This is a genomic window from Terrabacter sp. Soil811, assembly GCF_001429655.1.
Taxonomy (GTDB): Bacteria; Actinomycetota; Actinomycetes; order Actinomycetales; family Dermatophilaceae; genus Terrabacter.
This window is the reverse complement of the sequence record NZ_LMSX01000012.1, coordinates 36,019-49,944: the sequence shown is the minus strand read 5'-3', so window position 1 is coordinate 49,944 and position 13,926 is coordinate 36,019. Positions and strand designations below refer to the sequence as shown.

Here is a 13,926-nt window from a genome sequence, read left to right as displayed (position 1 = left end):
TTCGCGCGCCCGATCCACACCATCAGAGATGACGACCGGACGCGAGGGGAAACGTTACCCGATGCACCTCGCCTCATACAAAACGGCCCCCGCCCGTGAGGGTAGGGGCCGCTTGCGTATGCCGTGTGGCCGCGTCCGCGACGCCGGCCGAGAGTCGACGGGGGCCGGCTCAGACCGGCTCGGACCGGCTCAGTCGTCGGTGAGCGTCAGCTGCACGCCGCCGACGAGGGCCGAGCAGATGTTGTAGAGGAAGGCCATGACGGTCGCGATCGCCGTCATGAGGATGACGTCGATGACACCGATGACGATCGAGAGCGACACGACGCGGCCGAAGCCGACGTAGTCCTTGATCGAGAACGGGTCGGACGTCGTCGTCTGGAGCGACTGGAGCACGCCCTCGATGTCGGTGAAGACGTTCATCGTCGACAGGATCATCCACAGGACGGCCGTGAGGATGACGCCGGCGATGCCGAGCGCGACGGAGAGCAGGAAGCTCATCTTCATGACCGACCACGGGTCGACGCGCGCGACGGCGAGGCGGACGCGCCGCGGGCCCTTGGGCTTGCGGTGCGCGGTCGTGGTGCGCGCACCGGCGGCGGTCGACGACCCGGCGCCGGACTGGCCGGAGCCGACCCGCTGCGTCGGGGCCGTGCGGTTGGTGACCGCCCCGCGCGAGAGCGCGGTGGCCGGGTCCGCGCTCGAGGCACCCGACGTGCTGCCGGACGACCCGCTCGAACCGGTCGAGGCGTAGTAGGAGCCGTTCTGGCCCTGGTCGTCGGTGAAGCCGGAGCCGCTGCCCGTCCGGGTCGACGTGCCCGGGCTGCTCAGGGAGCCCTCAGGGCTGGTCGCGCTCATTCGTCACCTCCGTTGTCGGTGTCCGACGAGCTCGCCTCGTCACCCGACGTCTGGTCCGACGGTACGCCATCGGCGCCGGGAACCGTAGCGGGCGCTCCCGGAGCGGACGTCGCGTCGCCCTCAGCACCCTCGCCGTCCTCGACCTCGCCCACGACGATGGCGGACTCGGCGTTGCGGGCCACGGCGACGATCGAGTCGCCCTTGTCGGGCGTCGCGAACTTGACACCCTGCGACGAGCGGCCGGTGTGGCGCACCTCATCGACGCGCGAGCGCACGATCTTGCCCTTCTCCATGACGACCATGACCTCGTCGGTGTCGATGACCGTGAGGGCGCCGACGAGATCGCCGCCCTTCTCGGAGAGCTTGGCGACCTTGATGCCGAGGCCGCCGCGACCCTGGAGGCGGTACTCCGAGACCGGGGTGCGCTTGGCGAGACCGTTCTCGAAGACGACGAACACGTCGGGGCTCTCGCCCTCCTCGACGACCGACATGGCGAGCAGGTCGTCGCCGTCGCGGAACTTCATGCCCGTGACGCCCGAGGTCGAGCGGCCCATCGGGCGCAGCGCCTCGTCGGTCGCGGTGAAGCGCACCGACTGGCCCTTGCGCGAGACGAGCAGCAGGTCGTCGCGGTTGGAGGCCAGGCCGGCGCCGACGAGCTCGTCGCCCTCGCGGAGGTTGACCGCGATGAGGCCGCCGGAACGGTTGGAGTCGTAGTCGGCCAGGCGCGTCTTCTTGACGAGGCCCGCGCGGGTGGCGAGGACGAGGTAGTCGGCCTTCGCGTAGTCACGGACCGCGAGCACCTGGGCGATCTGCTCGCCGGGCTGGAACGCGAGCAGGTTGGCCACGTGCTGGCCCTTGCTGTCGCGCGAGCCCTCGGGCAGCTCGTAGGCCTTGGCGCGGTAGACCCGGCCGAGGTTGGTGAAGAAGAGCAGCCAGTGGTGGGTCGTCGTCGTGAAGAAGTGCTCGACGACGTCCTCGCCACGCAGCGATGCACCACGGACGCCCTTGCCGCCGCGCTTCTGCGAGCGGTACTGGTCGACGCGCGTGCGCTTGGCGTAGCCGCCACGGGTGATCGTGACGACGACGTCCTCCTCGGGGATGAGGTCCTCCATCGACATGTCGCCGTCGAAGGGCACGATCGTCGTGCGCCGCTCGTCGCCGTAGCGCTCGACGATCCCGGCGAGCTCCTCGCTGATGATCTCGCGCTGGCGCACCGGCGAGGCGAGGATCGCGGTGTACTCGTCGATGAGTGCCTGCAGCTCGTCGTGGGCCTCGATGAGCTTCTCGCGCTCGAGGGCCGCGAGGCGGCGCAGCTGCATGTTGAGGATCGCGTTGGCCTGGATCTCGTCGATCTCGAGCAGCTCGATGAGGCCGTCGCGGGCGATCTCGACGGTGCGCGAGCCCCGGATGAGGGCGATGACCTCGTCGAGCCGGTCGAGCGCCTTGAGCAGGCCACGCAGGATGTGGATGTCGGCCTGGGCCTTGCGCAGGCGGAAGGTCGTGCGCCGGACGATGACCTCGACCTGGTGGTCGACCCAGTGCCGGATGAAGCCGTCGAGCGGCAGGGTGCGCGGCACCTCGTCGACGAGGGCGAGCATGTTGGCGCCGAAGGTCGTCTGCAGCTGCGTGTGCTTGTAGAGGTTGTTGAGCACGACCTTGGCGACGGCGTCACGCTTGAGCGTGATGACGAGACGCTGGCCGGTGCGCCCCGAGGTCTCGTCGTTGATGTCGGCAATGCCGGAGATCTTGCCGTCCTTGACGAGGTCGGCGATCTTCATCGCGAGCATGTCGGGGTTGACCTGGTACGGAAGCTCGGTGACGACGAGGCACTGCCGGTTGCGGATCTCCTCGACCTCGACGACGGCCCGCATGATGATCGAGCCGCGGCCCGTGCGGTAGGCGTCCTCGATGCCCTTGTGCCCCATGATCAGGGCGCCGGTCGGGAAGTCCGGGCCCTTGATGATCCCGAGCAGCGCCTCGAGGAGGTCCTCGCGCGAGATGTCCGGGTGGTCGAGGTAGTACTGCGCGCCGGCCGCGACCTCGCGCAGGTTGTGCGCGGGGATCTGCGTGGCCATGCCGACCGCGATGCCGGCCGAGCCGTTGACGAGCAGGTTCGGGAAGCGGCTCGGCAGCACGGCGGGCTGCATCGTCTTGCCGTCGTAGTTCGGGACGAAGTCGACGGTGTCCTGCTCGATGTCGCGCACCATCTCCATCGCGATCGAGGCCATCCGGCACTCGGTGTATCGCGGTGCAGCAGCGCCGTCGTTCCCGCGGGAGCCGAAGTTGCCCTGACCGTCGACGAGGGGATAGCGCAGCGACCAGTCCTGCACGAGGCGCACGAGGGCGTCGTAGATCGCCGAGTCGCCGTGCGGGTGGTAGTGACCCATGACGTCGCCGACGACGCGCGCGCACTTGTTGTAGCCCCGGTCGGGGCGGTAGCCGCCGTCGTACATCGCGTAGACGATGCGGCGGTGCACGGGCTTGAGGCCGTCGCGGACGTCGGGCAGCGCGCGCGACACGATGACCGACATGGCGTACTCGATGTAGCTGCGCTGCATCTCGGTGTTGAGGTCGATCGGCTCGACCCGGTCGTGCTGCGGGAGGTCGGTCGGCACGACGACGGCCCTGGCGTTCGGGTCGCCGTCGTCGTCGTTCGCGTCGGTGGCGTCCGGGTCGGGCCCGAGGATGTCCTCGATGCTCTGGTCGGGCGTCTCGTCGCCAGGTGTCTCGTTGCCGGGCGTCTCGTTGACGTCGTCTCCGTCGTTGGGAGGCAGGTCGTCGCTCACGTCAGATCCCTTTGTCTCTCAGTCACATTCGTACAGTTCGTGGGGCACCGGTGATGGCGTATGCCGTGTCGTGCGTTTCACGTGGAACGTCCCGTCCCAGAGGGGCCGGGCGAACGGCATACGTCCTCGGTGGGCTAGATGTCGAGGAACTTCACGTCGCGGGCGTTCTTCTGGATGAACGAGCGCCGCGACTCGACGTCCTCACCCATGAGGACGGCGAAGACCTCGTCAGCCTTGGCGGCGTCGTCGAGCGTCACCTGCAGCAGCGTGCGGCTGTTCTGGTCCATCGTCGTCTCGCCCAGCTCGGAGTAGTTCATCTCGCCGAGGCCCTTGTAGCGCTGGATCGGGTTGTCCTTCGGCAGGCGCCAGCCCTTGCTCTCGCCGAGGGCGCGGAGGCCGTCGCGCTCCTTGTCGGAGTAGGCGAACTGGTGGTCGATGCCGTTGCTCCACCGCAGGCGGAAGAGCGGCGGCTGAGCGAGGTAGACGTAGCCGGCCTCGATGAGCGGGCGCATGAAGCGGAAGAGGAGCGTCAGCAGCAGCGTGCGGATGTGCATGCCGTCGACGTCGGCATCGGCCATCAGCACGATCTTGTGGTAGCGCGCCTTGTCGATGTCGAAGTCCTCGCCGATGCCGGTGCCGAAGGCGGAGATGAGCGCCTGGACCTCGTTGTTGGCGAGGATCTTGTCGATGCGCGCCTTCTCGACGTTGAGGATCTTGCCGCGGATCGGGAGGATCGCCTGGGTGTGCGGGTCACGGGCCTGGGTGGCCGAGCCGCCGGCGCTGTCACCCTCGACGATGAAGACCTCGGAAAGGCTCGGGTCCTTGCTCTGGCAGTCCTTGAGCTTGCCCGGCAGGCCGCCCGACTCGAGCAGGCCCTTGCGGCGGGTCGCCTCGCGGGCCTTGCGGGCCGCCATGCGCGCGGCCGCGGCCTGCACCGACTTGCGGACGATGTCCTTGCCCTCGTTGGGGTGCGCGCCGAGCCAGTGTCCGAACTCCTCGGTCATGGCGCGCTGGACGAAGCCCTTGACCTCGGAGTTGCCGAGCTTGGTCTTCGTCTGGCCCTCGAACTGCGGTTCGGCGAGCTTGACCGAGATGACGGCGGTGAGGCCCTCGCGGACGTCGTCGCCGGTGAGGTTCTCGTCCTTCTCCTTGAGGAGGTTCTGGCGGCGCGCGAAGTCGTTGACGAGCTTGGTCATCGCCGCGCGGAAGCCCTCCTCGTGGGTGCCGCCCTCGTGGGTGTTGATCGCGTTGGCGTAGGTGTGGACCGACTCGCTGTAGGCGTTGGTCCACTGCATCGCGAGCTCGAGGCTCAGCGAGCGGGCCTCGTCCTCGACCTCGATCGAGATGACCTCGGGGTGCACCGGTTCGCTGCGCTTGCTGCCGTTGATGTGGTTGACGTAGTCGACGAGGCCGTTGTCGTAGCGGTAGCTGACCCGCTTGGCCGTGAGCGTCTTCTTCTCGCCGGAGCCGGCGTCGGCCGCCGCGTCCTGGGGCTCGTCGTCCTCGGTCGACTCCTCGACGACCTCGAGGTCCTCGTCGAGGTCGTCGAGGTCGACGTCGCGCTCGCCCGCGGGCTGCTCGATGCGCTCGTCGACGAGGTTGATCGTCAGGCCCTTGTTGAGGAAGGCCATCTGCTGCATCCGGGCCCGGATGGTCTCGAAGTCGTAGTAGACGGTCTCGAAGATGTCGGCGTTGGCCCAGAAGGTGATCGTCGTGCCGGTCTCGTCGGTGGCCTCCTGCTTCTCGAGGGGCCCGTCGGGCACGCCGTCGGTGAAGCTCATCCGGAAGACGTGGCCCTTCTGGCGGACCGCGGCCTTGAGGCGGGTCGACAGGGCGTTGACGACGGAGCTGCCGACGCCGTGCAGGCCACCGGAGACCTTGTAGCCGCCGCCACCGAACTTGCCGCCGGCGTGCAGCTGCGTCAGGACGAGCTCGACGGCGCTGATCTTCTCGACGGGGTGGATGTCGGTGGGGATGCCGCGGCCGTTGTCCTTGACCCGGACGCCACCGTCGGCGAGGAGCGTGACGTCGATGGTGTCGGCGTAGCCGGCGAGCGACTCGTCCACGGCGTTGTCGACGATCTCGTAGACGAGGTGGTGCAGGCCGCGGGGACCGGTCGAGCCGATGTACATGCCGGGGCGCTTGCGCACGGCCTCGAGACCCTCGAGGACGGTGATCGCGCTCGCGTCGTAGTCGACGCCGTTGGGCCGGACGTCGGCCGGGACCGCCGGTGCCGCAGGGACCACGGGCGCGTCGGGGTCGGGAGTCGCGGTGTCGGGTGCTGCCACGGAGTCGGATCCGGTGGAACTGGGGGTGGTGCTGGTGGTGATCGGCTCGTCGGCGTCGGACACGGCTCTCCTCGGTGGTCAGACCTCATGCGGGCGGCCCGACGTGGACGTCGAGCCGCAACCTCATCAGTCTAACGGTCCGGGGCCGTAAACCGTGCCCTCAGACGCGCGAAACGGGCACTTTCCGGCCCGAGAACCCGTGGATCCGAGGGGAGGATCACGCCCCGGGGATCCAGCGCCCCTCAGGCACCCTCACCCGCCGCATCGCCCTGGGCCACCTCGAGGCGTCCGTCCGCACCCATTCTCCTCCGTCCTGGGCGGCCCGAGAGCCGGCGTCCACAGGCCATCCGGGCCCTGCCGCGACCCGAGCCGGGCACCAAAGAGGGCACCAAACCGGGGTATGCCGGGAGGCCGGGTCCCAGCGGGACCCGGCCTCGCGGCATACGACCTCGGTGGGGTGGCTCCCCGCGTCAGAGGATGCCGCGGGCGTGGAAGGCCGCGCGCACGGTGGCGGCGTCGGTCGCACCGTAGAGCGCGGTCGTGGCGTCGACCGTCTTCTGCGCTGCCGCGGCCCACGTCGTCGACGGGGCGTAGGTGAACTGGGCCTCGAGGATGATGCGCGTCGCCTTGTCCCGGCCGAAGGCCTTGTTGACGTCCCAGAGCGCGTGGCTCCAGATCTCGCCGTCGTCGTGCACCTCGCCGGTGCGGTTGGCGACGGTCTTGGTCGTGTCGAGGCGGCGGATGCAGTGCGGCGTCGTCGAGGTGTAGGAGGTCGAGTCCCAGTCCATGACGCAGACCCACGGCGTCGTGGCCGTGTCGGCCGAGTTGCCCTGCGACATCGTGGCCGCGAGGTAGTCGCCGAAGCCCTCACCGATGGCGCCCGCGTCCGAGCCGCTGCCGAAGCCCGGCACCTGGTCGTCCTGGACCGCGTGGCCGTACTCGTGCCACACGACCTCCTGGTCCTCGCCGTCGTCGACGCCGCCCGTGCCGATGGTGATGGTGTCCTGGCTCGGGGTGTACCAGGAGTTGTCCTGGGTCGTCGTGTTGACGCTGAGGTCCTGGGACTCGTGGTTGACGTCGGCGAAGCCGAGCGACTGGATGTAGGCCTGGACCCGGTCGACGGCGTAGTAGCTGTTGACCTGCTCGAACCGTGTGTCGCTGCGGGTGTAGGGGAAGGAGAGCGTCGACGAGAAGGCGGCGGCGTTCTTGCCCTTCTTGCTGTTCGTGACGTTGGCCCAGCTGCCCTTGAGGTAGCCCGAGCCGTCGAGGTTGGCGAGGGTCACCGTCTTGTAGGCCGACGCGGGGACGGCGCTGTCGGCGTTGTTCGCGTCCTTGAGCGACTCGTTCTGCAGGGCGACGACGGGGTTGGGGTCGAAGACCTTGCCCGAGCCGCTTGCGAGGACCCGCTCGTCGGTGACCTTCGTGACCCGGCCGCTGCGGGCGTCGACGAGCACCTGCTTGTCCTGGTCGGTCGTGACCTGCCAGGCCAGCGTGGCCGCGGCCCCGGCGGCTCCGGGGACGACGACGAGCCGGCTGCCGCGGGCGTTGCCGTGGCCCTTCGCGGCGGTGGCGGCGGAGGCGCGCGCCACACCAGGCGAGACCGAGGTGAGGCCGGTGACGGCACGGCGGCCGTCGTCGACCGAGGCGGCGGCGCCCGTGGCGTGGACGGCGTACCAGCCGCCGAGCACCGGCACGCCACGGTAGGTCTGGGCGTACCAGCTGTGCGAGCCGAGCAGGCTCAGGCGCACCTGGACGAGCGTGAGGTCCGCGGGCACGGAGGCCCCGGCCGTGGCGGGGGCCGGCGCGGCGACGGAGCCGGCGGCCGCCGTCGAGAGCAGGGCACCGACCGCGGCGACGACCGAGGCGGTGGCGATGAGCGGCGTACGACGCATGTCGAACCTTTCGAGGAGTGGAGGCCAACGACACAGGCAACCACGCGCGGGAGGTCCGCGTCCGGAAAGGATTCGTAAAGACTTCCCCTCGTTTCGGCAGGGCGGGCAGCGGCGTCGGGACGACCCGGGCAGACCGTCCCCGATCGTGACGTGAGGCGCCACCGCGCGAAGGCTCGAGTCGGGACACTGCGCGGACAACCTTTCCGTGCGGATGACGGTCTGGATGGGTGCCGGCACGTGCCGGGACGAGCCGACAACAGGGGACGCGGGTCATGGACGATGCAGAGCGGAGGGCCGATTTCACGGCCTACGTCAGGGCGCGCGAGCAGTCGCTCGCCCGACTCGCCTACCTGCTGAGCGGGGACCGGGACGCCGCCGAGGACCTGCTGCAGAACGCGCTCGCCAAGGTCTACCGCCACTGGGACCGCGTGCAGGTCGCCGAGCTGCCGGACGCCTACGTGCGCCGGGTCATGGTCAACGAGAACAACTCCCGCTGGCGCGGACTGCTGCGCCGCCACGAGTCACCGAGCAGCCACGTCCTCGAGGTGCTCGACCCGCCAGGTGCACCCGGGCTCGACCCGGCGACGTCGATCGACCTCTGGCACCACGTGCAGAGCCTGCCGCGCCAGCAGCGGGCGGCCGTCGTGCTGCGCTACTACGAGGACCTCACCGAGGCCCAGACCGCCGAGGTGCTCGGCTGCTCCATCGGCACCGTCAAGAGCCACACGAGCCGCGCGATCTCCGCGCTGCGCTCCCGGATGAGCGAGGCCACGGCATGAACCCCATCGACCCCGGTCTCAAGCAGGTGCTCGACGAGCGCGGCGAGGGCGTACGCGTCGTGGCCGACCTCGCGGAGCGCGCGATCGCTCGCGACCGCTCCAACCGACGCCGCGAGCTCGGCGGGACCGCGCTCGTGGCGGGCCTCGTGCTGGCCGTCGCCGTGCCGGTGGGGTGGTCCGCCGTGCGACCGACCGGTGACCGGCCGCTGCCCGTCGGACCGTCGGCGTCGACGACCGCCCCCACGGGGCGACCGTCCACGCCGACCGGGAGCGCCAGCAGCGCCCCCACTCCCACGTCGATCCCGACCCTCACCGCCGACGGCGCGCCCGCGCCGGTCACGGTCCACTTCGCCACGGGAGGGCCGACCGGGACCACGACCGTCCCCTACGTCGCGGACGGCGTCATCTACGACGGGACGAGGCAGATCGCGCTGACCGGCAAGCTGACCGGCGGCTCGCTCGCGCGGCTGGCCGGTGGCGGGTGGCTCGTGGCCCAGGGGGAGACCGGTGTCTACTACGTCGTGGACTCGACCGGGGCCAACACGGTGCGGCTCGACGGCGAGTCCAGCACGGTCAACGCCGACGGCAGCGTCTTCGTCATCGAGTCGCGAGGCTCGCTCACGGCGTACGACGCCGCGGGGGCCCGCATCGGCCGGCTCGCGGCCTCGACCTGCGACTGTGCTCCTCAGGGGGTGGCGAACGCCGAGTCGCCCGGGTACGACGCCGTCGGGATCGTCGGGCCCGTCGTCTATGCCAGCCGAGGCTTCACCGGCAGCTCGGTCGCGTGGGACGTCGCCACGGGAACACGCCGAGCGGTCGCCGGATCCCCCACACTCGTCGATGCCGCCCGTGGGACGGCCCTCGTCGGCGTGGCACCGAAGCCGGGTTCGAAGCAGGTCTGCAACGAGCTGACGGACCTCACCTCAGGTCGGACGATCTGGCGGCTCTGCGGGCCGCTCGTCTTTCGGGCGTTCTCGACGGACGGCGCCTACCTGCTCGCGACCGGCTACATCGACGGGCTCGACGACTCGCAGCTGGACCCCGACCGGACGTTCCTTTATGGCGGACTGGTTGTCGTGCGCACCAGCGACGGCGCTGTCGTGATGGAGGGCGGCAGCAGCAGCGCACGTGGTGGCGCCTCACCCGTCAGCTATCGCATGGGGGGCGACGGCACCGTCACCGTGCAGGTCGGTGCGACGACCGGGGACCGCAGCCTGCAGCGCTGCACCCTCGACGGCGAGTGCATCGTCGTCGCACCGGGTCGGGCCCGGGACACGGACATCCCCGAGGGGGAGGACCCGTACTTCCTCGCCGACAACTGAGCGCGTGCTCAGTCGTCGGCGAGGGTGCGCTCGAAGAGGGAGTGGATCGCCTCGGGCAGGTGGGGCTCCTGGAGCGTCACGTCGCAGCCGGCCTCGTCGCACACGACGGAGTAGATGTACGCGTCGGGGTGGGTGCGCTCGGTCGAGGCGGCGATGCGCTGGAGAGTCGGTGCGGCCAGCAGGTGCTGCCAGTCCTTCGCGTCCCGCTCGGACAGGTCGCCCAGGGCCAGGCGGCGTTCGCGGACCTGGCCGGCGAAGCCACCAGAGCGACGGAGGAGCACCTGGGCGTCGGCGCCCGGGACCTGTCCGGAGGGCCCGCCCCCTGCCGGACCAGGCGTCGGGGTCGAACCGCCGGCGCCGCCCGCCTCACCGACCGGAGCACCGGCAGCCGCGGTGAGCACGCCGACCTGCTCCCACGCCGAGCGCACGGCCGTCTGCTCGGCGGACCCGTCACCGTGGGCACTGCCCGCGGCGGCCACGGTGAGGCCGGCGAACGTCGCGAAGTCGCAGTCGGCCTTGATGCCGTCACCCGACACGACGGCATACCAGATCGCGCCCGGGCCCTCCCAGGCATTGCCGCCGATCGCGTCGGCCGCGAGCACGAAGGCGCGGTTGGGGATGCCGGAGTTGATGTGGACCCCGCCGTTGTCGTCCTGGGTCTCGACGTAGTCGTCCATGTGCGCGGGCTGCGGGTCCTTGCCGAGCCGTGGGTCGTCGTAGGCCGTGCCGGGGTTGCGCATGTCGCGCAGGGCGCGACCCTGGACCGAAGGGTTGAGCAGGTCGGCGCCGACGAGCCAGTCGGCCTGCGCGGCGCTCTGGCCGAGTGTCTTCTGCTTGACGAGGACGCCGAACACGTCGGAGATCGACTCGTTGAGCGCGCCCGACTGGCCCTGGTAGAGCAGGCCGGCCGTGTGCTCGGTGACGCCGTGGGCGAGCTCGTGCCCGATGACGTCGAGGCTCTGGGTGAACCGCTCGAAGACGACCCCGTCGCCGTCGCCGAACACCATCTGCGAGCCGTCCCAGAAGGCGTTGTCGTAGTTGCGGCCGTAGTGGACCGTGGCGAGCAGCGGCATCCCCTTGCCGTCGAGCGAGTCGCGGTCGTAGGCCGTCGACCACAGCTCCCAGGTCGCCCCGAGTCCGTCGTAGGCCTCGTTGACCGCGACGTCGCCGCTCGCGGCCGCGCCCTCGGTGCGCACCGTCGTGCCCGGGGTCGTCTGGCTGCCCTGGGCGTCGGCGATCGTGCGGTGCGGTCCCGTGCCGTGGGCCGTCGGCGACGTGACGTCCTCACGACGCGGGGCCCGTCGCGTGGTCGGGCGGGCTGTCGGCGTGTGCCGTGAGGAGCGCAGCTCCTCGTCGTGCCGGAGCGCCTCGCGGGCATGGGCGGCCAGGGCCGGCTCGTCGCTGGCCGCCAGGGCCTCGAGCATGTAGGGCGGGACGATCGTGCAGTGCGGCGTCCGGGTCTGCGGCGTTGGCTGCGTCGAGGTCATGACGACAGTCTGCGTCGGAACACCGACACCCGCCCTCCGAGCGGTCCTACAGTTCGCAGCGTGATCACGATCAACGTCGGGGGCCGCGAGTACGACTCGTGGGACGCGCTGCCCGAGGAGGTGCGGGCCCAGCTGCTCGCGGCCGGTGTCGACCCGGGACCGGACGGACGCCTCGACTCCGTCGACCTGTCGCGTGCCCATGGCTCGGTCACGCGACGCACCACCGTCACCGGACCCGGCGGTGCGCCCCTGCCTCCCGTCGTCGCCGAGGTGCTGTCCTCCATCGCCGACGCCTTGGGCTCGGCGCTGCACGGTGCCGTCGGGCCGGTCGCGCCGACCGCCGGAAGAGGGCCGGCGGCCGAGCCGGACGCACCGCCGGCGCCGACCACAACCGAGAGCCTGCCCGCCGTCGAGCGCGCGGCCGTCGAGACCGACACCGAGGACACCGAGGACACCGAGGACACCGAGGACACCGACGCCTCCGCGCCGGCGCGATCCCGGCGCGTGCCGCGGGTCCTCGCCTGGGTCGTCATCGCCGGCACCGTGCTGCTCGTCGCCACCGTCGTCGTCATCGGCCTGAGCGGGGTCTGAGCGGGATCTGAGCGAGGTCTGAGCGAGGTCTGAGCGGCGCCGCCGATCAGCCGTAGGTGTCGCGCGGTCCTCGCGAGTCGGGGGAGCGACGGGCGCCGCGGTTCCACGACGGCGCGCTCGGGCCGACGACCTTGAGCTCGCTGACCGCGCCGGCCCCGATCTCCTCGTCGATCCGGGCGAGCAGTGACGAGGCGAGCAGGCGCATCTGCGTGGCCCAGGCCGTCGAGTCGGCGCGCACCGTGAGGATTCCGTCGACGAAGGTGAGCGGCTCGACGTGGCCGGCGATGTCGGGCCCCACGATCTCGGGCCAGCGGCCCATGACCGAGCCGACCGCGACGTCGACCTTCCAGCCGCGGTCGAGCAGCAGCCGGTCGAGCTGGTCACCGAGCAGGGCCGGGTCGCGACCGTCGCGGGCCGAGCCGGACAGCACCGGCGCGTCACCGATCGGTCGGCGTCGCTTCTTCGGCCGCATGCCGGGGCGCAGGCCCTTCTCGGCCGCTCCGGCCCGCGCCCGCGCCAGCGCCGAGGCCGCCGCGTCGGCGATCTGGGTGTCCTCGTCGGTCGGCGCGGGAGCGTCCTCGGCAGCACCGGCCGCCGTGTCGGGGGGCTCGGCCCCGGGGGCGTCGTCACTCATCGTCGCCCTCCCCACCCGACTCATCGCCGGCGGTGTCCTCCGCGAGGGCCTGAGGTGGCTCGCTCACGGACGCACCCACGGAGCCCGCGGCCTGGACCTGACCGAGCACGACGGCATACGTCGTGCCGTTCTCGCGGAGCACGTCGGGCACGTCGGCCCCGACCGCGGCGGTGATGAGCACCTGCTCGCAGTCGGCGACGAGCGCCGCGAGCCGCTCGCGCCTGCCGGAGTCGAGCTCGGCGAAGACGTCGTCGAGCACGAGCACAGGGTCGTCGCCGAGGTCGCGGCGCAGGAGCCGGTATGCCGCGAGCTTGAGTCCCAGCGCGAAGCTCCAGGACTCGCCGTGGCTGGCGTACCCCTTGGCGGGCAGCTCGCCGAGCGAGAGGACGAGGTCGTCACGGTGGGGCCCGACGAGGGAGATTCCCCGCTCGATCTCGCTGGAGCGCACCTGCTCGAGGGTGTCGAGCATCCCGGTGCGCAGCTCCTCGATCTCGGGGACCTCACCGGCCGCGAGCCGCTTGGCGAGGTCCTCGTGGAGGGAGCTCTTGTAGGTGGCGCGTGCGTTCGAGGCGGCCGCGCTCACCGCGTCGTAGCACTCGGAGAGGTCGGGCACGAGGTCGCGCAGCAGCCGCAGCCGTGCGTAGAGCAGCTGGGCCCCGACCGAGGCGAGATGGTCGTTCCACACGTCGAGGGTGTGCAGGGCCGCCTCGCGGGCCTCGTCGACCGGCTGGTCGCCGTCGCGCGGCGGACGCGGCGGGCGACGGGCACCCTTGCGAAGCACCGGCGCCGCGGACTTGAGCAGGGCGTTGCGCTGCTTGAGGATCTTGTCGTAGTCGGACCGGACCCCCGACCACCGTGGCTGTCGCTGCACGAGCAGCTCGTCGAGGAAGCGCCGCCGCTCCGAAGGGTCGCCCTTGACGAGCGCGAGGTCCTCGGGCGCGAAGAGCACCGTGCGCACCGTGCCGAGCACGTCGCGGGGCCGCGAGACGGGGGAGCGCCCGAGGCGGGCGCGGTTGGCGCGACCCGGCGTGATCTCGAGCTCGACCATCGTCTCGCGGTCGTCGCGGACGATGGCCCCACGCACGATCGCCTGGGCCGCGCCGAACCGGACGAGCGGCTGGTCCGTCGCCACGCGGTGCGACCCGAGCGTGGCGAGGTAGCCGACCGCCTCCACGAGGTTCGTCTTGCCCTGGCCGTTGAGACCCACGAGCGTGGTGACGCCCGGCGTCAGCGCGAGCTCGGCGCTCGGGTAGCTGCGGAAGTCCTTGAGGGTCAGGTGACGGACGTGCAAG

10 protein-coding genes are annotated in these 13,926 nt (G+C 71.1%); 3 read left to right on the top strand and 7 right to left on the bottom strand.

What is annotated here, in order from left to right; translation table 11 throughout:
- Window positions 1-189: 189 nt before the first annotated feature.
- The 4 genes from ASH01_RS20335 to ASH01_RS20320 form a co-directional block, all read right to left on the bottom strand.
- The gene (locus ASH01_RS20335; RefSeq protein WP_235508546.1) at window positions 190-855 is read right to left on the bottom strand and encodes a DUF3566 domain-containing protein; all 666 of its coding nucleotides are present in this window, start codon (window positions 853-855) and stop codon (window positions 190-192) included.
- Window positions 852-3,641 (bottom strand): DNA gyrase subunit A, encoded by a 2,790-nt coding sequence (gene gyrA, locus ASH01_RS20330; protein WP_156415685.1) that lies wholly within the window; start codon window positions 3,639-3,641, stop codon window positions 852-854. Before gyrA ends, ASH01_RS20335 begins: the two co-directional genes overlap by 4 nt.
- 134 nt (window positions 3,642-3,775) lie before the next feature.
- Window positions 3,776-5,992, bottom strand: a complete 2,217-nt coding sequence (gene gyrB / locus ASH01_RS20325; RefSeq protein ID WP_082620041.1) for a DNA topoisomerase (ATP-hydrolyzing) subunit B — start codon at window positions 5,990-5,992, stop codon at window positions 3,776-3,778.
- Window positions 5,993-6,399: 407 nt separating this feature from the next.
- Window positions 6,400-7,821 carry a M4 family metallopeptidase gene (locus ASH01_RS20320; protein WP_056780480.1) on the bottom strand — a complete coding sequence of 474 codons (1,422 nt, stop codon included), beginning with the start codon at window positions 7,819-7,821 and terminating at the stop codon, window positions 6,400-6,402.
- Window positions 7,822-8,093: 272 nt separating this feature from the next.
- Here ASH01_RS20320 and ASH01_RS20315 point away from each other — a divergent pair, with 272 nt between their 5' ends.
- On the top strand, window positions 8,094-8,600 hold the full coding sequence (locus ASH01_RS20315; RefSeq protein ID WP_056780477.1) for a SigE family RNA polymerase sigma factor: 507 nt from the start codon (window positions 8,094-8,096) through the stop codon (window positions 8,598-8,600).
- Window positions 8,597-9,922: a hypothetical protein gene (locus tag ASH01_RS20310; protein WP_056780474.1), complete on the top strand. Its 1,326-nt coding sequence runs from the start codon at window positions 8,597-8,599 to the stop codon at window positions 9,920-9,922. Before ASH01_RS20315 ends, ASH01_RS20310 begins: the two co-directional genes overlap by 4 nt.
- Window positions 9,923-9,930: 8 nt before the next feature.
- Here ASH01_RS20310 and ASH01_RS20305 read toward each other — a convergent pair whose 3' ends face one another.
- On the bottom strand, window positions 9,931-11,409 hold the full coding sequence (locus ASH01_RS20305) for a protealysin inhibitor emfourin (protein WP_056780472.1): 1,479 nt from the start codon (window positions 11,407-11,409) through the stop codon (window positions 9,931-9,933).
- 60 nt (window positions 11,410-11,469) lie between these two features.
- Between ASH01_RS20305 and ASH01_RS20300 the strand changes: the two genes are divergently transcribed.
- Window positions 11,470-12,000: a hypothetical protein gene (locus ASH01_RS20300; protein ID WP_056780470.1), complete on the top strand. Its 531-nt coding sequence runs from the start codon at window positions 11,470-11,472 to the stop codon at window positions 11,998-12,000.
- Between the two features lie 46 nt (window positions 12,001-12,046).
- Here ASH01_RS20300 and ASH01_RS20295 read toward each other — a convergent pair whose 3' ends face one another.
- Window positions 12,047-12,634 (bottom strand): DUF721 domain-containing protein, encoded by a 588-nt coding sequence (locus ASH01_RS20295; protein WP_056780466.1) that lies wholly within the window; start codon window positions 12,632-12,634, stop codon window positions 12,047-12,049.
- A complete protein-coding gene (recF, locus tag ASH01_RS20290) occupies window positions 12,627-13,925 on the bottom strand; it encodes a DNA replication/repair protein RecF (RefSeq protein WP_200958980.1) in 1,299 nt (432 codons plus the stop codon). Before recF ends, ASH01_RS20295 begins: the two co-directional genes overlap by 8 nt.
- Window position 13,926 lies beyond the last annotated feature (1 nt).